The organism is Streptomyces sp. JLBJ103 (assembly GCF_058215575.1).
The window spans coordinates 2,130,414-2,152,193 of record NZ_CM177089.1 but is presented as its reverse complement, the minus strand read 5'-3'; the positions used below and the strand labels follow the sequence as shown (position 1 = coordinate 2,152,193).

At 72.7% G+C, this 21,780-nt stretch carries 20 protein-coding genes, 1 pseudogene and 1 riboswitch; of the genes and pseudogenes, 15 read left to right on the top strand and 6 right to left on the bottom strand.

The genetic code is table 11. The annotated features are described in order from the left end of the window. Positions 1–50: 50 nt before the first annotated feature. From AC4BEG_RS09145 to AC4BEG_RS09125, 5 genes are all read left to right on the top strand, one after another. Positions 51–410, top strand: coding sequence for a YraN family protein (locus tag AC4BEG_RS09145; protein WP_201880726.1), 360 nt, complete (start codon positions 51–53; stop codon positions 408–410). Next, positions 410–2,035: a YifB family Mg chelatase-like AAA ATPase gene (locus tag AC4BEG_RS09140; RefSeq protein WP_490705396.1), complete on the top strand. Its 1,626-nt coding sequence runs from the start codon at positions 410–412 to the stop codon at positions 2,033–2,035. The genes AC4BEG_RS09145 and AC4BEG_RS09140 overlap by 1 nt, the downstream gene beginning before the upstream one ends. After that, positions 2,035–3,336, top strand: a complete 1,302-nt coding sequence (gene dprA / locus AC4BEG_RS09135; protein WP_490705395.1) for a DNA-processing protein DprA — start codon at positions 2,035–2,037, stop codon at positions 3,334–3,336. Before AC4BEG_RS09140 ends, dprA begins: the two co-directional genes overlap by 1 nt. 129 nt (positions 3,337–3,465) lie before the next feature. Then, on the top strand, positions 3,466–4,299 hold the full coding sequence (gene whiG, locus AC4BEG_RS09130) for an RNA polymerase sigma factor WhiG (protein WP_490705394.1): 834 nt from the start codon (positions 3,466–3,468) through the stop codon (positions 4,297–4,299). A 93-nt stretch (positions 4,300–4,392) separates the two neighbouring features. After that, complete coding sequence (locus AC4BEG_RS09125) at positions 4,393–4,935, top strand: TetR/AcrR family transcriptional regulator (RefSeq protein WP_490707032.1); 543 nt, start codon at positions 4,393–4,395, stop codon at positions 4,933–4,935. On the opposite strand, the gene AC4BEG_RS09120 is transcribed toward AC4BEG_RS09125, so the two are convergent. Further along, entirely contained in the window at positions 4,913–6,124 is a 1,212-nt protein-coding gene (locus AC4BEG_RS09120; protein WP_490705393.1) for a murein hydrolase activator EnvC family protein, read from the bottom strand. The two genes, AC4BEG_RS09125 and AC4BEG_RS09120, sit on opposite strands and share 23 nt — an antisense overlap. 314 nt (positions 6,125–6,438) lie before the next feature. Here AC4BEG_RS09120 and rpsB point away from each other — a divergent pair, with 314 nt between their 5' ends. From rpsB to AC4BEG_RS09075, 9 genes are all read left to right on the top strand, one after another. Continuing rightward, the gene (gene rpsB / locus AC4BEG_RS09115) at positions 6,439–7,317 is read left to right on the top strand and encodes a 30S ribosomal protein S2 (RefSeq protein ID WP_490705392.1); all 879 of its coding nucleotides are present in this window, start codon (positions 6,439–6,441) and stop codon (positions 7,315–7,317) included. Between the two features lie 113 nt (positions 7,318–7,430). Beyond that, on the top strand, positions 7,431–8,267 hold the full coding sequence (gene tsf, locus AC4BEG_RS09110; protein ID WP_201880741.1) for a translation elongation factor Ts: 837 nt from the start codon (positions 7,431–7,433) through the stop codon (positions 8,265–8,267). 155 nt (positions 8,268–8,422) lie between these two features. Further along, entirely contained in the window at positions 8,423–9,205 is a 783-nt protein-coding gene (gene pyrH, locus AC4BEG_RS09105) for a UMP kinase (protein WP_490705391.1), read from the top strand. A 104-nt stretch (positions 9,206–9,309) separates the two neighbouring features. Continuing rightward, positions 9,310–9,867 (top strand): ribosome recycling factor, encoded by a 558-nt coding sequence (frr, locus tag AC4BEG_RS09100; protein WP_176180391.1) that lies wholly within the window; start codon positions 9,310–9,312, stop codon positions 9,865–9,867. Further along, positions 9,867–11,042: a phosphatidate cytidylyltransferase gene (locus AC4BEG_RS09095; protein ID WP_490705390.1), complete on the top strand. Its 1,176-nt coding sequence runs from the start codon at positions 9,867–9,869 to the stop codon at positions 11,040–11,042. The genes frr and AC4BEG_RS09095 overlap by 1 nt, the downstream gene beginning before the upstream one ends. Before the next feature lie 72 nt (positions 11,043–11,114). Continuing rightward, complete coding sequence (gene rlmN / locus AC4BEG_RS09090; RefSeq protein WP_490705389.1) at positions 11,115–12,221, top strand: dual-specificity RNA methyltransferase RlmN; 1,107 nt, start codon at positions 11,115–11,117, stop codon at positions 12,219–12,221. Between the two features lie 51 nt (positions 12,222–12,272). After that, a riboswitch (TPP riboswitch) is annotated at positions 12,273–12,377 on the top strand. After that, positions 12,373–13,446, top strand: a complete 1,074-nt coding sequence (locus AC4BEG_RS09085; RefSeq protein WP_490705388.1) for a thiamine ABC transporter substrate-binding protein — start codon at positions 12,373–12,375, stop codon at positions 13,444–13,446. Its footprint overlaps the riboswitch before it by 5 nt. 71 nt (positions 13,447–13,517) lie before the next feature. Continuing rightward, positions 13,518–15,146: an ABC transporter permease gene (locus AC4BEG_RS09080; RefSeq protein ID WP_490707031.1), complete on the top strand. Its 1,629-nt coding sequence runs from the start codon at positions 13,518–13,520 to the stop codon at positions 15,144–15,146. Continuing rightward, a complete protein-coding gene (locus tag AC4BEG_RS09075) occupies positions 15,147–16,196 on the top strand; it encodes an ABC transporter ATP-binding protein (protein WP_490705387.1) in 1,050 nt (349 codons plus the stop codon). A gap of 7 nt (positions 16,197–16,203) precedes the next feature. On the opposite strand, the gene AC4BEG_RS09070 is transcribed toward AC4BEG_RS09075, so the two are convergent. The 5 genes and pseudogenes from AC4BEG_RS09070 to AC4BEG_RS09050 all read right to left on the bottom strand — a co-directional run. Then, the gene (locus AC4BEG_RS09070) at positions 16,204–17,322 is read right to left on the bottom strand and encodes an LOG family protein (protein ID WP_490705386.1); all 1,119 of its coding nucleotides are present in this window, start codon (positions 17,320–17,322) and stop codon (positions 16,204–16,206) included. A 111-nt stretch (positions 17,323–17,433) separates the two neighbouring features. Next, positions 17,434–18,669, bottom strand: coding sequence for a hypothetical protein (locus AC4BEG_RS09065; RefSeq protein ID WP_490705385.1), 1,236 nt, complete (start codon positions 18,667–18,669; stop codon positions 17,434–17,436). Continuing rightward, on the bottom strand, positions 18,651–19,382 hold the full coding sequence (locus AC4BEG_RS09060) for an ABC transporter ATP-binding protein (protein ID WP_490705384.1): 732 nt from the start codon (positions 19,380–19,382) through the stop codon (positions 18,651–18,653). Before AC4BEG_RS09060 ends, AC4BEG_RS09065 begins: the two co-directional genes overlap by 19 nt. A 143-nt stretch (positions 19,383–19,525) precedes the next feature. After that, the gene (locus AC4BEG_RS09055; protein WP_490705383.1) at positions 19,526–21,163 is read right to left on the bottom strand and encodes a thiamine pyrophosphate-binding protein; all 1,638 of its coding nucleotides are present in this window, start codon (positions 21,161–21,163) and stop codon (positions 19,526–19,528) included. Positions 21,164–21,257: 94 nt separating this feature from the next. Continuing rightward, positions 21,258–21,559: pseudogene (locus AC4BEG_RS09050) on the bottom strand (sodium:solute symporter); the annotation flags it as partial. 74 nt (positions 21,560–21,633) lie between these two features. Here AC4BEG_RS09050 and AC4BEG_RS09045 point away from each other — a divergent pair. Next, entirely contained in the window at positions 21,634–21,759 is a 126-nt protein-coding gene (locus tag AC4BEG_RS09045) for a helix-turn-helix domain-containing protein (protein ID WP_490705382.1), read from the top strand. Positions 21,760–21,780: the final 21 nt, after the last annotated feature.

The following is a 21,780-nucleotide window of genomic DNA, read 5'->3' as shown; positions in this document are numbered from 1 at the left end:
TCCCATAGCGCGTGACCGAGGCGTCACAGTCGGTACCGGAGGTGGTGCCGATGAACGCCCGAGGGGCACTGGGCCGCTACGGCGAGGATGTGGCGGTGCGACGGCTGGCCGAGGCCGGGATGACCGTCCTGGAGCGCAATTGGCGGTGCCGGGACGGCGAGATCGACATCGTCGCGCTCGACGCCGGCGCGCTGGTGGTGTGCGAGGTCAAGACGCGCCGCGGAGGGTCCTATGAGCACCCGATGGCCGCCGTCGGACCGGTCAAGACCGAGCGGCTGAGACTGCTGGCGGAGCGCTGGCTCGAGCGGCACGGCGGACCACCGCCGGGCGGGGTGCGGATCGATCTGGTCGGTGTGGTGCTGCCGGACCGGGGCGCGCCCGTCGTCGAGCATGTGCGGGGGGTGGCCTGATGGGATTCGCCCGCACCTGTTCGGTGGCCCTGGTCGGGGTCGAGGGGGTCATGGTCGAGGTCCAGGCCGATCTGGAGCCCGGGGTCGCCGCCTTCACCCTGGTCGGGCTGCCCGACAAGAGCCTGGTGGAGAGCCGGGACCGGGTTCGCGCGGCCGTGGTGAACTCAGGGTCCGCATGGCCGCAGAAGAAGCTCACGGTGGGGCTGAGCCCGGCGTCCGTCCCCAAAGGCGGCAGCGGCTTCGATCTGGCCGTGGCCTGCGCGGTGCTGGCCGCGGCCGAGCGGATCGACCCACGGCAGATCGCCGATCTGATGATGATCGGGGAGCTGGGGCTGGACGGCCGGGTCCGCCCGGTGCGCGGGGTGCTGCCCGCGGTGCTCGCGGCCTCCGAAGCGGGCTATCAGCAGGTCGTCGTCCCGGAGCGGACGGCGGCTGAGGCAGCGCTCGTCCCCGGGGTCTCCGTGCTCGGGGTGCGGAGTCTGCGCCAGCTGATCGCGGTGCTGGCGGATGAGCCGGTGCCCGAGGAGGACCAGGAGCCACCGGAGCCCGGGCGGCCCGATCCGCTGCTGGCCGGGCTCACCGTGCCGGGCGCGGGCATGGGCACCGGAGTGGCCGCGGGGCCGGGGAGCGGTGCGGGCGGCCCTGATCTGGCCGATGTCGCCGGGCAGCGGGCCGCGCGGGGCGCCCTGGAGATCGCGGCCGCGGGCGGGCACCATCTGTTCCTCGTCGGTCCGCCGGGGGCGGGCAAGACGATGCTCGCCGAGCGGCTTCCCGGTCTGCTGCCACCGCTCACCCGGCAGGAGGCCCTGGAGGTCACCGCGGTCCACTCGGTGGCCGGGGTGCTGCCGCCCGGTCAGCCCCTGGTGGACACCCCGCCGTACTGCGCCCCGCACCATTCGGCGACCATGGCCGCCCTCGTCGGCGGGGGCAACGGCCTGCCCCGGCCCGGCGCGGTCTCGCTGGCCCACCGCGGGGTGCTGTTCCTCGACGAGGCTCCGGAATTCAGCGGACGGGCCCTGGACGCGCTGCGGCAGCCCCTGGAATCGGGCCATGTGGTGGTGGCTCGCTCCGGAGGCATGATGCGGATGCCCGCACGCTTCCTGCTGATGCTGGCCGCCAACCCCTGCCCCTGCGGACGCCATGCCCTGGTGGGCGAGGGCTGCGAATGCACACCGGTGATGGTGCGCCGCTATCAGGCGCGGCTGTCCGGGCCGCTGCTGGACCGGGTGGACCTGCGGGTCCATGTCGAGGCGGTTACCCGGGCCGAGTTGACGGGGGCGCGCGGTCTGGCGGAGAGCACCGCGTCGGTCGCCGCCCGGGTGCACGAGGCTCGGGAGCGCGCCGCGGCCCGGCTCGCGGACACCCCCTGGCGGCTCAACAGCGAGGTCCCGGGGCATGAGTTGCGCACCCGGTGGCAGCCCCGCTCCGGGGCGCTCCGCGAGGCCGAGCGGGACATGGAGCGCGGACTGCTCACCGCCCGCGGCCTGGATCGCGTGCTGCGGGTCGCCTGGACCGTCGCCGATCTGGCCGGCCATGACCGGCCCCTGGCACCGGATGTCGCCCGCGCCCTTCAGCTGCGCACCGGTGTCAGCCGTGGTGTGCCGGTCGGGGCGGGGGAGTGCTGATGGCCGCGTCCCCGGGCCACGGTGGCCCGCCCGGCCCGGCACCGAGGGCCGATCCCGATCCGGCAGCGGGGGAGGGCCTTGATGGGTGGGGCGGACCGGAGCCGGACGGTCGCCGGGGGGTCGGTGAGGAAGAGCGGTTGGCGCGCGCGGCGCTCACCCGGCTGGTGGAGCCCGGCGACGAGACAGTGGGGCGCTGGCTGCGGCGGATGGGTCCGGTGGCGCTGCGGCGGGCGCTCAGCGGGCAGGGTGCGCCGCCGCCCGGGGCGAGCCGGGAGCGGCTGGCCGGATGCGCGCTGCGGGCCGCAGGGCTGGACCCGGCGGAGGACCTTGCCGGGGCCGCCGGGCGGGGCGTGCGATTCCTGTGCCCGGGGGACCCGGAGTGGCCCGGTCAGCTCGACGACCTCGGGGACGCTCGCCCGGTCGGGTTATGGGTGCGCGGCCGGGCGTCACTGCGGATGTGGGCGCTGCGCTCGGTCGCCGTGGTGGGCGCCCGGGCATGCAGCGAGTACGGCGCCCATGTCGCCGCGACGCTCGCCGCCGGGCTTGTCGAGCGTGGCTGGGTGCTGGTTTCCGGGGCGGCCCATGGGGTGGACGGCGCGGCGCACCGCGGGGCGCTCGCGGCGGGCGGCGCCACCATCGCCGTACTGGCCTCCGGGGCGGATGTCCCCTATCCGCGGGGTCACACCGAGTTGATCGAGCGCATCGCGGAACAGGGTCTGGTGGTGGCCGAGTTGCCGCCCGGGGCGCATCCGACCCGCAGCCGCTTTGTGCTCCGCAACCGGGTCATCGCCGCGCTGACCCGGGGCACGGTGGTCGTCGAGGCCCAGTACCGCAGCGGATCGCTGGTCACCGCGCGCCGGGCCCAGGAGCTCGGCCGCCTCACCATGGGTGTGCCCGGCCCGGTCACCAGTGGGCTCTCGGCCGGGGTGCATGAACTGCTGCGTGGCGAGGCCGTGGTGGTCACCGACGCCGATGAGGTGGCCGAGCTGATCGGCGGCATCGGAGAGCTCGCCCCGGAGCGGCGGGGGCCGCTCGTCGAGCGGGACCTGCTCGATCCCGTGACGGCACGGGTCCTGGAAGCGTTGTCGGCACAGGGTGGCAATGACCTGCGGGAGGTGGCCCGGGAATCCGGGTTGGGCTGTGACGAGACCCTGAGTCGGCTCTATGAGCTGCTCGCCCTGGGATTCGTCGAACGCCGTGGCGATCGCTGGGAGTTGGTCCCTCCGGCGCGCCGGAACGGCGGCGCACGGCGAGGCGATCCCCTGAATCGGGGCAATCGGGTGAAAGGGTTGAGGCGATGACCGTATCCGCACACCGCCGAGCCGACGCCCTTCGCATACCGCGATGGCCCGATCACGCTACGCTCACAGGGTTTCCGGCGGAAGCGCACGTCCTCACCTATCTCATGGCAGAACGGCTCAAGGCGACGAATGCCCCAGCACATCTCCGGGTCTGACCGCGCGGCGCCGACCGCTGCCCACGGCGCGGTGCGGCCGGCCGCACCGTCATCGCTCGATGAGCTGTGGCGGTCGTACAAGACCACGGGCGACGGCCGGCTGCGGGAGCAGCTGATCCTCCACTACTCGCCCCTGGTGAAATATGTGGCCGGGCGGGTCAGCGTCGGACTGCCCTCCAATGTCGAGCAGGCGGACTTCGTCTCGTCCGGCGTGTTCGGACTCATCGACGCCATCGAGAAGTTCGACCCCGAGCGCTCCATCAAGTTCGAGACCTATGCGATCACCCGGATCCGGGGCGCGATGATCGACGAGCTGAGGGCGCTGGACTGGATCCCGCGCTCGGTCCGCCAGAAGGCCAGGGCCGTCGAGCGGGCCTACGCCACGTTGGAGGCGGCGCTGCGGCGCACCCCCACGGAGGCCGAGGTGGCGTCCGAGATGGACATCGGCCTGGATGAACTGCACGGTGTCTTCAGCCAGTTGTCCCTGGCCAATGTGGTCGCCCTGGAAGAGCTGCTGCATGTCGGCGGCGAAGGCGGCGACCGGCTCAGCATCATGGACACCCTCGAGGACACCGCCGCGGACAATCCGGTCGAGGTGGCCGAGGACCGGGAGCTGCGCAGACTGCTCGCCCGGGCCATCAACACCCTTCCCGAGCGGGAGAAGACCGTGGTCACCCTCTACTACTACGAAGGGCTCACCCTCGCCGAGATCGGCCAGGTCCTCGGGGTCACCGAGAGCCGGGTCAGCCAGATCCACACCAAGTCAGTGCTCCAGTTGCGCGCGAAACTTGCCGACGTCGGACGCTGAATCGTCCCTCCGCCATCGCCTCCGCGGTGGCCTTTTTCGTACAGTGGTCGGGTGCCCAGGATTCGAGCGGCCTCAGTGGCCGAGCACCGGACGATGCAGCGCGGCGCCCTGCTGGAGGCCGCCCGCTCTCTGCTGTCCGAGGGCGGTACGGAGGCGCTGACCTTCCCTGCCCTCGCCGAGCGCACGGGCCTCGCGCGGTCCTCCGTCTACGAGTACTTCCGCTCCCGGGCGGCCGTGGTCGAGGAACTGTGCGCCGTCGACTTCCCGGTCTGGTCCGCAGAGGTGGAGGCCGCCATGGAGCGGGCCGACACACCCGAGGCGAAGATCGAGGCGTATGTGCGCCGGCAGCTGGCGCTCGTTGGCGACCGCCGCCACCGGGCCGTGGTGGCGATCTCGGCCGGTGAGCTGGACGCGGGAGCGCGGGAGAAGATCCGGGCCGCGCACGGCGGGCTGATCGCCATGGTGATCGAGGCCCTCAGCGCCCTGGGCCACGAGCAACCCCGGCTGACGGCCGTGCTCCTCCAGGGCGTCGTGGACGCGGCGGTCCGCCGTATCGAGCTCGGCGCGGCCGAGGATCCCGAGGGGATCACGGAGGCCGCGGTTGCCATGGCCCTCACCGGCGTAACCCGCCGCTGACTCCCGCGGGCCCCGTCGGCCCGCCCCGGCCGCGCTCCCACCATCCGGGGCGCGCTCCGTCCTTCGTCCCTGTCGCTGTTGGCGCGCGCCGGGGCGCGCCACCTGGGTCGCGCCCCGACCCTGCGCACCATGCCGACCGTTCCCGGCCGTTGGCCGCCCTGCGCCTGTTGACGGACGCCGCCGACGGTCGCGCCCCGGCTCCGCGCGCCGTTCGGTCGCCCCTCGGCCGTGGGCATTGCCGCCGGTCATCCATGCCGTGCCCGTCGCGCACCGCTGCGGCCCCGGGCCGGGCCGGGCGTACCGGTCTCCGTCGTCCGGGTGCGGTCGCCCGCGCCCTCCGCGCCGGGCCGGGCAGTATCAGCGCGCGTGCCCCGCTCCGCGGTACGGCGCCGGATCGCAGACGGGCGTGGGCCCAGGCCGAGGCAGCGGCCAGGGCGATGGCCGGGCCGAGGTCGGTCCACCCGGCGGGGGAGAGCGGCGCGGCGGGGGCCGGCGCATCGGGAACCCCGAACACCGGGAGGAGCCGGGAGGGGCCGCCGCGGAGCATCCAGGGCGGCAGCAGCGACAGCGGATCGAGATAGCGGTCCCCACGGCGCAGCCCCCAGTGCAGACAGCCCGCCGGACAGTGGAAGGGGCCCGGCCGCATCACCCCCACCACCTGCCCGGCCGAGACCCGGTCGCCCTTGTCTACCAGGGCGCGCACCGGCTCGTAGGTCGTACGCAGAGGAGGAGTGCCGGTGCCGGACAGCTCGATGGTGAGCACCTCGCGCCCCGCGACCGGACCGGCGAAGGTCACCCGCCCCGCGGCCGCCGCCCGCACCCGCTGCCCGGCGCGCGCCGCGAGATCGACCCCTCGGTGACCGGCGGCCCATGGCACCGGAGGCGGCCGCCAGCCCCTCAGCACGGTGGGCCGCGCCGCCCCCGGCCCACCGTCCACCGGCCACGACCGCCCGCCTGGGGTGCCACGCCCTGGGCCGTGGTCCACCGGAACCGCACGACCGCTGTCGGCCCGGCTCACGCCGGACACCCCGGCGAGCACGGCCACTCCCGACCCGCGCCCCAATTCCGTCCACGCCCCCGGGGCCGCCCCCGGCACCGGCCCTGGCACCGCCCCTGGGCAGGTCGCCGTCGCGAGCCATAACGTCAGGACGCACAGGGCAAGCGCCCACCACATCAGAAGCCTTCGCATGGATCCCACCGTGTCCCGAGACGCCGGATCGGGTGGATCATGGAAGGAATCTGGGTACTACTCACCGGTTGTGGATATCGCCGTCACCCGGCACCGCACCGGTCCCGTACACTTCTTATGGCGATCCGGGTCACCGGATCGACTTCGCACGCCCCGCCACCGGTGCCCCGATCTCGCATCGGACAGCACGGCGGCCGCGCCCCTCGGTCCTCGGACGAGCCCTTCAAGGTCCCCGTCCGTGGCAGGCGCGCCGGGGCGTCAGGCGCGGCGACCGCCCGGTCACCGCGGAACCGAGTACTTCAAGGAGTACGGCCATGGCCGTCGTCACGATGCGGGAGCTGCTGGAGAGCGGCGTCCACTTCGGGCACCAGACCCGCCGCTGGAACCCGAAGATGAAGCGCTTCATCTTCACCGAGCGCAACGGCATCTACATCATCGACCTGCTCCAGTCGCTGTCGTACATCGACCGCGCCTACGAGTTCGTCAAGGAGACCGTCGCACACGGCGGCTCCATCATGTTCGTCGGCACCAAGAAGCAGGCGCAGGAGGCCATCGCCGAGCAGGCGACCCGCGTCGGCATGCCGTACGTCAACCAGCGTTGGCTGGGCGGCATGCTCACCAACTTCTCGACCGTCTACAAGCGTCTGCAGCGCTTGAAGGAGCTCGAGCAGATCGACTTCGAGGATGTGGCCGCCTCCGGCCTCACCAAGAAGGAGCTCCTGGTCCTCTCCCGTGAGAAGGCCAAGCTGGAGAAGACCCTCGGCGGTATCCGTGAGATGCAGAAGGTGCCGAGCGCCGTCTGGATCGTGGACACCAAGAAGGAGCACATCGCCGTCGGTGAGGCGCGTAAGCTCCGGATCCCGGTCGTCGCGATCCTCGACACCAACTGCGACCCCGACGAGGTCGACTACAAGATCCCGGGCAACGACGACGCGATCCGCTCCGTCACCCTGCTCACCCGCGTGATCGCCGACGCCGTCGCCGAGGGCCTGATCGCCCGCTCCGGCGTCGCCACCGGTGATGAGAAGGCCGACAAGGCCGCGGGCGAGCCGCTGGCCGAGTGGGAGCGCGACCTGCTCGAGGGTGAGAAGAAGGCCGACGAGCCCGAGGCCGCCAAGCCGGCCGAGGCCGCCGCTGAGAAGCCGGCCGAGGAGCCCGCCGAGGCCCCGGCCGCGGGCGCCGAGCAGGGCTGACCAAGCAGAACGGTGTATGACGGCGGGGGACGGTGCGCAGGCGCCGCCCCCGCCGTTCCCCCGTAGAGCTTTCGACTTTCGCGATTCGACTTTCGAGAAGAGATTCACAGATCATGGCGAACTTCACCGCCGCTGACGTCAAGAAGCTCCGTGAGCTGACCGGCGCCGGCATGATGGACTGCAAGAAGGCGCTGGACGAGGCCGAGGGTAACGTCGACAAGGCCGTCGAGATCCTGCGTGTCAAGGGCCAGAAGGGCGTGGCCAAGCGCGAGAGCCGCAGCGCCGAGAACGGTGCCGTCGTCTCCCTGATCGCCGACGACAAGTCCTCCGGCGTGCTGGTCGAGCTGAAGTGCGAGACCGACTTCGTGGCCAAGGGCGACAAGTTCGTCGCCGTCGCCGACGCCATCGCCGCCCACGTCGCCAAGACCTCCCCGGCCGACCTGGAGACGCTGCTCGCCTCCGAGATCGAGTCCGGCAAGACCGTCCAGGCGTTCGTGGACGAGGCTAACGCCACCCTCGGCGAGAAGATCGTCCTCGACCGCTTCGCGCAGTTCTCCGGCGGCTACGTCGCCGCGTACATGCACCGCACCAGCCCGGACCTGCCGCCGCAGGTCGGCGTCCTGGTCGAGCTGGACAAGGAGAACGCCGAGGTCGCCAAGGACGTCGCGCAGCACATCGCCGCTTTCGCGCCGAAGTTCCTCAGCCGCGACGCCATCTCCGCCGAGACGGTCGAGAACGAGCGCCGGGTCGCCGAGGCCACCGCGCGTGAGGAGGGCAAGCCCGAGGCCGCCCTGCCGAAGATCGTCGAGGGTCGCGTCACCGGCTTCTTCAAGGAGAACGTGCTGGTGGACCAGCCGTTCGCCAAGGACAACAAGAAGACCGTCCAGAAGGTTCTGGACGAGGCCGGTGTCTCGCTCAAGCGCTTCGCCCGTTTCCGCGTCGGCGTCTGAGCCGAGCAGCGAATGACCGGCGACCCCTATAGGGTCGTAGGCAGCCAACCGTCGACCGGTCGGCCGCAGATGTGACGAGGAGGCCATTGCCGCAGAGGTCGTACCAGGACCCACCCGGCAATGGCCTTCTTCGTATGTGCACGAGGAGATCTCCAATGAATCACGGCGCGGATGCCAAACAGACCGCCGACGACAAGCACGCGCGCGGCACAGCCCCACATGGCCGGTTCCTGCTGAAGCTGTCAGGCGAGGCGTTCGCCGGAGGCGGGGGACTCGGTGTCGACCCCGACGTCGTGCACGCCATCGCCCGCGAGGTCGCCGCCGTGGTCCGGGACGGCGCGCAGATCGCCATCGTCATCGGCGGCGGCAACTTCTTCCGCGGGGCGGAGCTCCAGCAGCGCGGAATGGACCGGGCGCGCTCGGACTACATGGGCATGCTCGGCACGGTCATGAACTGCCTGGCGCTCCAGGACTTCCTGGAGAAGGAGGGCATCGACTCCCGCGTCCAGACCGCCATCACCATGGGCCAGGTCGCGGAGCCGTACATTCCGCTGCGTGCGGTGCGCCACCTGGAGAAGGGGCGCGTGGTCATCTTCGGCGCGGGCATGGGCATGCCGTACTTCTCCACCGACACCACGGCGGCCCAGCGCGCCCTGGAGATCGACGCCGAGGCCCTGCTCATGGGCAAGAACGGGGTTGACGGCGTCTATGACTCCGATCCGGCGCGCAATCCGGACGCGGTGAAGTTCGACGCCCTGGAGTACGGCGAGGTGATCACCCGCGACCTCAAGGTCGCCGACGCCACCGCGATCACCCTGTGCCGGGACAACAAGCTGCCGATCCTCGTGTTCGAGCTCCTCGCCGAAGGCAACATCGCACGTGCGGTGAAGGGTGAGAAGATCGGCACGCTCGTGAGCGACCAGGGCTCCCGGGCCTGACGGCTCGAACGGGGGATGGACAACGGCCTGCCGGTCGGACACCGTGCAGGAGAAGACGCACGCAGGGGCGAGGCTCTGCCTACGGATAACACCAGGAGCAAGTGGTGATCGAAGAGATCCTCCTCGAGGCCGAGGAGAAGATGGAGAAGGCCGTTGTGGTCGCCAAGGAGGACTTCGCCGCGATCCGCACCGGGCGTGCGCACCCGGCGATGTTCAACAAGATCGTGGCGGACTACTACGGTGCGCTGACGCCGATCAACCAGCTGGCGTCGTTTTCGGTGCCGGAGCCGCGGATGGCCGTGGTGACCCCGTTCGACAAGAGCGCGCTGCGCAACATCGAGCAGGCGATCCGTGACTCGGACCTGGGCGTCAACCCCAGCAACGACGGCAACATCATCCGGGTGGTGTTCCCGGAGCTCACCGAGCAGCGCCGCAAGGAGTTCATCAAGGTCGCCAAGGGCAAGGGCGAGGACGCGAAGATCTCGATCCGCAGCGTCCGTCGCAAGGCCAAGGAGTCCATCGACAAGCTGATCAAGGACGGCGAGGTCGGCGAGGACGAGGGGCGGCGCGCCGAGAAGGAGCTCGACGACACCACCGCGAAGTATGTCGCGCAGGTGGATGAGCTGCTCAAGCACAAGGAAGCCGAGCTGCTCGAGGTCTGATGAACGACTCTTCCTGGGGGGCCCCGCCGCGCGCCGGACTCTGGGGACCCGCCGATCAGGGCACCTCCCCCGGCTACGGCTGGGAGGTGCCCCCTTCTTCGGCGGGTCCCGCGCACGAGGTGGGCGAAGCGGCGCACACTCGCCCCATGCCCACCGTGCCGCACGCAGGCGGCGAACCCGGCGATGCCGCCGACCGTGACCGGGGGGCCGCTGGACTGGGCGGTCCTCTCTTCCGCGATGAGCGGGAGCAGCGGCCCGGTCCCCGGCAGTCTGCCGGGCGCCCTTCGACGCCTTCCGACCCCGCCCCCGATCCGGCGCGCTCCGACAGCGCGCGGAGCACCGGCGGCGGGCAGTCGAAGAAGAGCGCGGGGCGGAATCTGCGTGCCGCGATAGGGGTGGGCGTCGGCCTCGGCGTGATCATCGTGGCCTCGCTTTTCATCTACAAGCCGGTGTTCATCGGCGTGATAGCGGTCGCGGTGGTCGTCGGGCTCTGGGAGCTGACCTCGCGGCTGGCCGAGCGCAAGGACATCCGGGTGCCGCTCGCGCCGCTCGCCGTCGGCGGCGTGGGCATGGTCGTCGCGGGATATGTGCGCGGTGCCCAGGGCGCCTGGGTGGCGGTGGCGCTCACGGCCCTCGCGGTGCTGGTCTGGCGGATGACCGAGCCGCCGGACAACTACCTCAGGGATGTCACGGCCGGGGTCTTCGCCGCCTTCTACGTGCCGTTCCTCGCCACCTTCGTGGCCCTCATGCTCGACACCGACGACGGCGCGTGGCGGGTGCTCACCTTCCTGCTGCTGACCGTGGTCAGTGACACCGGCGCGTACGCGGTCGGCTGGCGGTTCGGCAAGCATCCGCTGGCGCCGCGGATCAGCCCGGGGAAGACCCGTGAGGGGCTGATGGGCGCGGTGGCGTTCGCCATGGTCGCGGGCGCGCTGTGCATGCAGTTCCTCATCGACGGCGGCGCGTGGTGGCAGGGGCTGCTGCTCGGCCTCGCCGTCGCGGTCAGCGCCACCCTCGGTGACCTTGGCGAATCCATGATCAAGCGTGATCTGGGCATCAAGGACATGGGCAAGCTGCTGCCCGGCCACGGCGGGATCATGGACCGGCTGGACTCGCTGCTGCCGACCGCGCCGGTGGTGTGGCTGCTGATGGTGATCTTCGTCGGCGGAGGCTGACCCGGTCCGCCGATCGGCCCCGCGCCCCGGGCGGCGCGGGGCCGTTCGTACGTCTGCGACACTGGGTGAACCATGCCTAAGCCCGGAGAACTCACTTTCGTCGCGCCGCGCGGAGCCAAGAAGCCCCCGCGGCACCTCGCCGACCTCACCCCCGCCGAGCGCCGCGAGGCCGTCGCGGCGCTGGGGGAGAAGCCCTTCCGGGCCGGTCAGGTGTCGCGCCACTACTTCGCGCGGTACACCGACGACCCGGCCCAGTGGACGGACATCCCGGCCGCCGCGCGCGAGAAGCTGGCGGGCGGGCTGCTTCCGGACCTGATGAACGTGGTGCGTCACATCAGCTGTGACAACGACACGACCCGCAAGACCCTGTGGCGGCTCTTCGACGGCACGCTCGTGGAGTCCGTGCTGATGCGCTACCCGGACCGGGTCACCATGTGCATCAGCTCACAGGCGGGCTGCGGGATGAACTGCCCGTTCTGCGCCACCGGCCAGGCGGGTCTGGACCGCAATCTGTCCACCGCCGAGATCGTCCACCAGATCGTGGACGGGATGCGGGCCCTGCGGGACGGCGAGATCCCCGGCGGCCCCGCCCGGCTGTCCAACATCGTCTTCATGGGCATGGGCGAGCCGCTGGCCAACTACAACCGGGTCGTCGGCGCCATCCGCCGGCTCACCGACCCCGAGCCGGACGGCCTCGGCCTGTCCCAGCGCGGGATCACCGTCTCCACCGTCGGGCTGGTTCCCGCGATGCTGCGCTTCGCCGACGAGGGCTTCAAGTGCCGTCTCGCGGTCTCCCTGCACGCCCCCGACGACGAGCTGCGCGACACCCTCGTCCCGGTCAACACCCGCTGGAAGGTCCGCGAGGTCCTGGACGCCGCGTGGGAGTACGCGGAGAAGTCCGGCCGCCGGATCTCCATCGAGTACGCCCTGATCAAGGACATCAACGACCAGGCATGGCGGGCCGATCTGCTCGGGCGGCTGCTCAAGGGCCACCGGGTGCATGTCAACCTCATCCCGCTCAACCCGACGCCCGGCTCCAAGTGGACGGCCTCCCGCCCCGAGGACGAGAAGGCGTTCGTGGCCGCCCTGGAGGCGCACGGTGTGCCGGTGACCGTCCGGGACACCCGGGGGCAGGAGATCGACGGGGCCTGCGGGCAGCTGGCGGCCACGGAGCGCTGAACGACGGCTGATACGGTGCCTTCGCGAAACATCGCACCGTCGTACAAATGAACATTCCGACAGGGGAGCGCTCAGGGCGCTGAGAGTGCGGCACGGCCGCAGACCCTCGGACCTGATCCGGGTCATACCGGCGTAGGGAGTCAGCATCAGCATGAACAGCCACCTCCGGCGTGCCATCGGCACCGCCCTCCTCGGTTCGCTCGGCCTCATGGCCCTCGCGGGCTGCGGGGAGGACTCGAAGGGCTCCGGCGAAGCGGACTCCAAGACCGTGACCCTGGTCTCGCACGACTCCTTCGCGGTCTCCAAGGCGGTGCTCAAGGAGTTCACCGAGAAGACCGGCTACAAGGTGCGCACGCAGACCGGCGGCGACGCGGGCTCGGCCGTCAACCAGGCCATTCTGTCCAAGGGGCATCCGCAGGGCGATGTCTTCTTCGGCGTCGACAACACCCTGCTCTCCCGCGCGCTCGACAACGACCTGTTCACGCCGCACCGGGCGAAGGGCCTGGACAAGGTCCCGGCCGCGCTCCAGCTGGACGCCGGCAAGCACCGCGTCACCCCGGTCGACTACGGCGACATCTGCGTCAACTACGACCGAAAGTACTTCGCCGACAAGAAGTTGGCGCCGCCCCGGACCTACGAGGACCTCACCAAGCCCGCCTACAAGAACCTGCTCGTCACCGAGAACGCGGCCACCTCCTCTCCTGGTCTCGGCTTCCTTCTCGGCACGGCCGCCACGTACGGCGACGACGGCTGGAAGGGCTACTGGAAGAAATTGCGGGCCAACGGGGTCGAGGTCGTCGACGGCTGGGAGCAGGCGTACTTCGACCACTTCTCCGGCGCGGGTGGCAAGGGCGACAAGCCGCTCGTCGTCTCCTACGCCTCCAGCCCGCCCGCCGGGGTGGCGGAGCTGAAGACCAAGCCCAAGAAGGCGCCGACCGGGGTGGCCACGGGAACCTGTTTCCGGCAGGTGGAATTCGCCGGGCTGCTGAACGGCGCGTCCAACCCCAAGGGCGGCAAGGCACTGTTGGACTTCCTGCTCAGCAAGAGGTTCCAGGCGGACGTTCCGCTGAACATGTACGTCAACCCCGCGCGCGAGGACGTCGAACTGCCCGAGCTCTTCACCCGGTACGGAGTGAAGATCGCCGACTCGGCCACCCTCTCCCCGCAGAAGATCGCCAAGAACCGTGAGCCGTGGGTCAAGACATGGTCCTCACTCGTCCTGTAGGGACCCGCTCCACGGAGACCACGGAGAAGAAGGGCGCGGGGTTTCGGCGGCGCGATCCGCGCGGTGCGGCGCTGCGGCCGGCCCTGATGGCCGTTCCCCTCGCGTTCTTCGGGATCTTCTTCGCCTATCCGGTGGCCGCGATCGTCGCCCGGGGGCTGCGCGCCGACGGCCACTGGCAATTCGGCCGGATCCCGGAGGTGGTGAGCGACCCGGCGACCCTGGACATCCTGTGGTTCACCGGCTGGCAGGCCGTCGCCTCCACCGCGCTGACCCTGGCGATCGCCCTGCCCGGTGCCTATGTCTTCGCCCGCTTCGCCTTCCCCGGCAAGGGACTGCTCCGCGCGGTGGTCACCGTGCCCTTCGTGCTGCCGACCGTTGTTGTCGGCTCGGCGTTCCTGGCGCTGCTGGGCCGCGGCGGACTGCTGGACGAGCTGTGGGGGGTGCGGCTGGACACCTCGGTCTGGGCGATCCTCCTCGCCCATGTCTTCTTCAACTACGCGGTGGTGGTACGGACCGTGGGCGGGCTGTGGGCCCAGCTCGACCCGCGCCAGGAGGAGGCCGCGCGGATGCTCGGCGCGAGCCGCCTGGGCGCCTGGCGGCGGGTCACCCTGCCCGCGCTGGCGCCCGCCGTGGCCGCCGCCGCCCTGATGGTCTTCCTCTTCACCTTCACCTCCTTCGGGGTGGTGCAGATCCTCGGCGGTCCGCGCTACGCCACCTTGGAGGTGGCGATCTACCGGGAGACCGCGCAGCTGCTCGACCTGCCGACCGCCGCGGTGCTCACCCTCGTCCAGTTCGCGGCGGTCGGAGGCGTCCTGGCCGTGCACGCGTGGACCGTACGGCGCCGGGAGAGCGCCCTGCGGCTGGTCGACCCCGCCCGCACCGCGCGCCGCCCCCAGGGGCCCGCGCAGTGGACGCTGCTGGGGAGTGTGCTGGCCGTCGCCGCGCTGCTGATCGTGACCCCGCTGGCGGTGCTGGTGGAGCGCTCGCTCAACGGGCCCGACGGCTACGGGTTCACCTACTACCGCGCGCTCCAGTCGTCCGCCGACAGCGGTGGCACATTCTTCGTGGCCCCGCTGGAGGCCGTCGGGAACTCCCTGCGGTACGCGGCCGTCGCCACCGTCATCGCCCTGGTCGTGGGCGGCCTCGCGGCGGCCGCCCTCACCCGGCGGGCGGGCAGGCTGGTGCGGGGCTTCGACGCGCTGCTGATGCTCCCGCTGGGCACCTCCGCCGTCACCGTCGGCTTCGGCTTCCTCATCGCCCTGGACGAGCCCCCGCTGGATCTGCGCGCCTCCTGGATCCTGGTGCCGCTGGCCCAGGCCCTGGTGGGAGTGCCGTTCGTCGTCCGGACCATGCTGCCGGTGCTGCGAGCGGTGGACCACCGGCTGCGCGAGGCCGCGGCCGTGCTGGGCGCCTCCCCGCTGCGTGTCTGGCGGGAGGTGGATCTGCCGCTGGTGGGGCGGGCGCTGGCGGTCGCGGCGGGCTTCGCGTTCGCCGTGTCGCTGGGCGAGTTCGGGGCGACGGTGTTCATCGCGCGGCCCGGCCACCCGACTCTGCCGGTGGCCGTCGCCCGCTTCCTGGGCCGCGCCGGTGAGCTCAGCTACGGGCAGGCGATGGCCCTGAGCACGATCCTGATGCTCGTCTGCGCCGCGTCCCTGGTGGCGCTGGAGCGCATCCGCACCGACCGTTCCGGGGAGTTCTGAATGACACTGCTGCGCCTGGAGGAGGTGTCGGTCAGGTTCGGCCGCCATGACGCCCTGGCCGCCGTGGACCTGGAGGTCGCCGAGCACCGGACGGTGTGTGTGCTGGGGCCGAGCGGCAGCGGCAAGTCCACCCTGCTGCGGGTGGTGGCCGGGCTCCAGCGCGCCGACGCGGGCCGGGTGTGGCTCGCGGGCCGCGACCAGACCGGTGTCCCGGCCCACCGGCGCGGGGTGGGCCTGATGTTCCAGGACCACCAGCTCTTCCCGCAGCGGGACGTGGGCGGCAATGTCGCCTTCGGGCTGCGGATGCGCCGGGCGGGGCGTACGGAGACCGAGCGCACCGCCGCCGAACTGCTGGACCTGGTCGGGCTGCCCGGTGCCCAGCGGCGCGCCGTCGACTCGCTGTCCGGCGGTGAGCAGCAGCGGGTGGCGCTGGCCCGCGCCCTGGCCCCGCGGCCCCGGCTGCTGATGCTCGACGAGCCGCTGGGCCAGCTCGACCGCGGACTGCGGGAGCGGCTGGTGGTCGAACTGCGCGAGCTCTTCGGCCGGTTGGGCACCACGGTGCTGGCGGTCACCCACGACCAGGGGGAGGCGTTCGCCCTCGCGGACCGGGTGGTGGTGATGGACCGCGGCCGGATCGCGCAGAGCGGCACCCCGCTGGAGGTGTGGCAGCGGCCCGCCAGCGAGTTCGTCGCCCGCTTCCTCGGCTTCGACAACGTGGTCGGGGCGACCGTGCACGACACCGTGGCCGACACCCCCTGGGGCAAGCTGCCCGTACCACCCGGCACCCGGCCCGGCCCGTGCCGGCTGCTGGTCCGCCCGGCCGGGGTGCGGCTGACGGACTCCCGGGACGGGCTGGAGTGCACGGTGGCCGCGCGCACCTTCCGCGGCGACCGTGTGGCGCTCATCCTCCGGCCGTCCGACAGCGACGCCCCCCGCCTGGAGGCGTCCTGTGCGCTGCGCGACGCCCCTGAGACGGGGGAGCGGGTCGGGGCGGCCTTCGACGCGGCGGACGTGGTGGTGCTGGAACCGGACGGCGGCCCCGCCGCCTGACGCCGCCTCAGCCCCGCAGGGAGGCCAGCGCGTCCGGCGCCTCGTCCACCGAATCCACCAGCGCGATCCGGGACTTCATGGCACGGCCCTCGGCGAGCGCCTCCAACAGTGGCCAGGTCGGCAGCCGCCGCGTCCAGTGGTCGCGGTCCACGAGCACCATCGGGGTCGGCTCACCGCGCGACTGGTAGTAGTTCGGCGTCGCGTTGTCGAAGATCTCCTGGACCGTCCCGGCCGCGCCCGGCAGGAAGACCACACCCGCGGTGGACCGCGCCAGCAGGCCGTCCTCACGGGTGGCGTTGGCGAAGTACTTCGCGATGTGCGAGGCGAACGCGTTCGGCGGCTCGTGGCCGTAGAACCAGGTGGGGATGCCGACCGAGGTGCCGGCGTCCGGCCAGCGCTCCCGCACCGCGAACGCCATCTCGGCCCAGGCGCCGATGGACGGGCTGAACGAGGGCGCCTTGGCGAGGAGTTCCAGCGCCTCGTCCAGCATCGGGTCCGCGAACGGCGCCGCGTAGGCACCCAGGTTCGCCGCCTCCATGGCGCCCGGACCGCCGCCGGTGGCGACCGTCAGCCCCGCCCGCGCCAGGGTGCGGCCGAGCCGGGCGGCGCCCGCGTAGCCGTCGGTCCCGCGCTCCAGCGCGTGGCCGCCCATGACGCCCACCACCGGGGCGCCGGTGAGGAGTTCGTCGAGCGCGTCGGAGACCGCGTCGTCGTGGACGGCGCGCAGCATCGAGCCGAAGATGTCGCCGTCGGTCCTCGTCCGCTGGAACCAGGCGTAGGACAGTGCGTCCGGCGTCCGCTCGTAGCCCACTGTGGCCAGGCCCTCGAACAGCTCGGCCGGGGAGTAGAGCATGCCGCGGTAGGGGTCGAACGGCAGGTCCGGCACCGGCGGGAAGACCAGCGCGCCCCCAGCCCGCACCTTCGCCGCGGCCTCGGGGTCCATCGGACAGCCCAGGAAGACGGCCTCCGCGGTGTCGGTGGAGAGCAGCGCGGAGGTGCGGTCCGTGAGATCGACGGACTGGACCCGGAAACCGGCCAGTGTGCCGCGCGCCACGACCTGGTCGAACTCCTCGAGGGATTCGATCTCCCGGTCGGGCGCGGTGGAGGAAGCGTCATCGGTCTGCATCGCGACATGCTAATCACACCGCGATGGACGGTCCGCCTCCGCAACCGGTCCCTCTCCGCCTCGGCGGCCGCCCAGCCGCGGTGACTGGCCTGCCTCAGTGGCCGCCCAGCCTCAGTGGCCCACCGGCATCGTGGTGAGATGCGCCACCGCCCAGGTCAGCGGCGACAGCAGCGCCACCAGGGCCGCCGCGCGCACCGCGGCGGCACCGCGCAGCAGACGGGACGGGGCCCCGAGGCGCAGCAGGGCGTCGGTGGTGCGCCGCCTCGCGGCCCGCGCCTCCAGCGCCGCGGTGAGGGTGGTGGCCACGGCGCACACCACGACCAGCGCCGTGCCCAGAACGGTGAGCGGGCCGACCAGATGGTCCCCGGAGCGGCCGGAGCCGGTGCCGTCCAGCCGCGCCACGGCGTACGAGGAGGCGGCGATGGCGCACAGCACCCCGACCGGGCGGCCGATCAGCCCGGCCTCCTGCTGGAGTACGCGTCCGGCCAGCAGCCGCAACGGGCCCGGCCGCCCCACGGCCAGCAGCCAGCCGCACAGTTGGGTCAGACCCGGTCCGGCCAGCACCAGTCCGGCCATGGTCAGCGCCCAGCCGCCCACCACACCGGGCGGGGTGTCGCCGAGCCGGCCCGGCAGATGGAACAGGGCGTCATGACGGGGGGCCGCGCCGCTGCCCGCGTACGCCTCCAGGGCCAGCCCGGCCGCCGTCAGGGCGATGCCCCACGGCAGACCGGAGGCCGTCCGGTCCGGCCGGGGCCCGACCGCGCCGGTGGCGACCGTCGGGGTGCCGCCCGGCCGGGCGTCGGCGACGGTCCGCCCGTCACCGGTCCGGCGCGGCCACAGCACCGCGGCGCATACCGCGCCCGCGACCACCGGGACCAGCGCCACCAGGGTGATCGCACCGGCCAGCGGCAGCGGCCGCCCGGCGCCGAGCTCCCGGCCCGCCGCCCCGCTGCCCGCCCACAGCAGCCAGGAGCCGCTGAGCCCGCCGCGCAGATGGAGGAAGGCCAGCAGCGCGAGAGCGGCTCCGGCAGCGCAGGACAACGCCGCCCCGGTGGCCGCGAGCAGCGCTGAGCGGGCCGGGCCCAGCCCCACCGCGGAGAGCCCGGACGAGGGCCGGGCGCCGGGGTCGGAGCGGGCGACGGCCACGGTCAGATGAACGGTGGCGGCCAGCGGCACCACACACCACACCAGCCGCGCCACCCCGCTGCGGGGCTCGGTGGGATGCCCCGCCGCGAACCCGAGGGCGCACAGCAGCAGGAAGCTCGCGCCCGCGGCGGCGAGGACGACCAGCGCCCGGCGCAGCAGGACGGCCGGGCGGGAACCGCGGGCTAGGCGGAGACTGAGCACGCCGCCCTGCCCTCCTCATCCGAGGCGGGGGCCGAGTCCGCCCGGCGGCCGTCCAGCAGCGCGACCGTACGGTCGGCGAGGGTGGCCACCTCCTCGTCGTGGGTGGCCAGGATGACGGTGATGCCGTGCGAGCGCGCCGCCGAGGTGAGGGTGCGCAGTACCTGGGCGCGGTCGGCGCGGTGCAGCGGCGCGGTGGGCTCGTCGGCGAAGAGCACCCCGGGGGTGGCGGCCAGCGCGCGGGCGATGGCGATCCGCTGGCGCTGCGCCTGCACCAGACCGGCCGGGCGCACCCGGGCGCATTCGCCGACGTCCAGCCGGTCCAGCCATTCGCGGGCGGCGGTCTTGGCGGTGCGCCGCGCGGTGCCGCGCAGCAGCAGCGGCAGCGCCGCGTTCTCCCAGGCGGTGAGCTCGGGGACGAGTTGGGGTTCGGTGCCGATCCAGCCGAAGCGCTCGCACCGCAGCCGCTCGCGGTCGAGCGCGGGGAGGCTGTGCACGGCGACGTCGTCGAAGCACACCTCGCCGTGGTCCGGGACGAGCTGGCCCGACAGACAGCGCAGCAAGGTGGTCTTTCCGCAGCCGCGCGGTCCGGTGACGGCCAGGATCTCCCCCTTCCGCGCGCTGATGGAGACACCGAGGAGGGCGGGCGAACCGCCGTAGGCATACGACAGGGTGCGTGCCCAGAGCACATCATCGTTGTCCGGCGGAGCCACCATCCAGAGCACCTCGCCTTACCTGCGATCGTCTCGTTCCCCCGGTTGGGTGAACGAGCGCGGAGCCAATGGGTCACTGGCACGGTAAGGACTCGGTGGGAGGGCCGCGCCCAGGCTCGGCGCCGGGCGGGGCCCATTTCCTCCGATCAGCCCTGGCCCGCGAGGTGGGTGGGGGCGAACATGCGCAGTTGCGCGGGCAGTACGACGACCGACGGTCCCGGGGCGGCCAGCGCGGCGCTGAGGTCCTCGGCCAGCCGCGCGGATGTGGTACGGACCGCCGGGACGCCGAACGACGCGGCGAGCGCCACGAAGTCGGGCCGGCCCAGCTCGGTGCCGGCCGCCTCGCCGAAGGCGTCCGTCATATAGGTGCGCAGGATGCCGTAGCCGCCGTCGTCCACGATCAGCCAGGTGACGGGCAGGTCGTGCTGACGGGCCGTGGCCAGTTCGGCGATCGAGTACATCGCCCCGCCGTCCCCCGAGACCGCCAGCACCGGGCGGGTCCGGTCCGCGGCGGCGGCCCCGAGGGCGGCGGGGAAGCCGTAGCCGAGACCGCCCGCGCCCTGCGCCGAGTGCAGGGCGCCCGCGCGCGGGTCGAAGGCGGACCAGGCCCAGTAGGCGAGGATCGTCATGTCCCAGAAGCTGGGGGAGTCGTCGGGCAGTGCCTCGCGCACTGCCGCGAGGACACCCTGTTCCAGCTCCAGGCCCTGGCCGTCGATGCGCTCCCGCACCCGGGCCAACAGCTGTGCCGCGGCCTTCGCGGCCGTCCCCGCGGGACGGGCCGGGACCGCGTCGACGAGGGCGGACAGCGCCGCGCGCGCGTCGGCGTGGATCCCCAAGCCCGGGTGGTTGGCCTCCAGCTTGCCGAGGTCGGCCTCGATCTGGACGAGACGGCCGCGCGGCCGGAACGTGTGGTAGTTGGAGGAGAGTTCACCGAGTCCGGAGCCGATGACCAGCAGCACATCGGCGTCCTCGAGGAAGTCGGTGGTGTGCCGGTCCTCCAGCCAGGACTGGAGGGACAGCGGATGGTCCCAGGGGAACGCGCCCTTGCCGCCGAAGGTGGTGGCCACCGGCGCGTCCAGCCGCTCGGCCAGCGCGCGCAGTTCCTCCTGCGCCCCGGAGCGCACCACCCCGCCTCCGGCCAGGATCACCGGTCGTTCGGCGTCCCGCAGCAACTCCGCGGTGTGCGTGATCAGTTCGGGCCGCGGCGGCAATTGCCGTGGCTCGGCGCGCAGCGTGCTCACCGGAGGGACGGACACCGGCGCGAGCAGCACGTCCTGCGGGATCTCCAGCCACACCGGACCGGCGGGCGCCTCCATGGCGGACGCCCACGCGGCGGCCAGCGCCGAGGGGATCTGGGAGACCGCGCGGACGGTGTGCACGGATTTCACCACATCGCGGAACGACGCCTGCTGGTCGGTCAGTTCATGCAGATAGCCCTTGCGTCCGCCGCCGAGTCCGGCGGCCGGCACCTGACTGCCGACCGCCAGCACGGGAGCGGAGGCCGCGGCCGCCTCCTGGAGCGCGGCGAGCGTCATCAGCGCGCCGGGTCCGGTGGAGACCAGCAGCGGCGCGACCGACCCGGTGACCCGGGCGAACGCGTCCGCGGCGAACCCCGCGTTGTTCTCCATCCGCAGCCCCACGTACGCCAGCCCCGAGCGGCGCAGCGCGTCGAACGCCCCGAGCGCGTGCTGCCCGGGAAGTCCGAAGACGGTGGTCGCGCCGAGCGCGGTGAGGGATTCCACGACGAGATCGCCGCCGTGACGCGTCCGCGGTGGGGTGTGCATGGGGGGTAGCCGCCTTTCGGAGGGGGAACGGTCACACGGTGGCCGGGGCGGTGGGCTCGTCGCCGGGGACACGCCATCAGCCCGATCGCCCCGTCATGGCGCCGACACCGACCGAGGCGAGCGCGTCCGCGCGGTGTCGCGCTTCCACAGCAGCCCGCCCAGGACCGGCATCAGCAACCCGCCGACCCGTACGTTGTACGCCACGGCCGGCGCCTCGACCACATCGTCGAGCACGATCGAGACGCCGGCCACCGCGACCCCCATGAGCAGGATGACCAGCCGGTCGCCCGCGACCTCGTCGCGCGGACCGCCGCCGGTGCGCAGCGCGCGCCCGCGCGGCCGTGCCCGGATGTCGAGGTCGGGGACCGTGGCGCAGGCGATCAGCGCGCCCGAGGCGAACGCCGTGCTCGCCCCGCTGGATCCGCTGCGGGCGTGGCTGTCGCCGCAACGACAGCTGGGACCGTACCGCGGTGGCCCTGGAGGGCCACCGCAATACGGTCCGGCAGTGGATCGCCCGTGCCGCGGCCCTGTTGGGGGTGGACCTGGCCGGCGCGGACGTCCGTATGGAGTTGTGGTTCGCCCTCAAGTGGCGGTGAGAGCCCTCGGGGGGAGGGGCC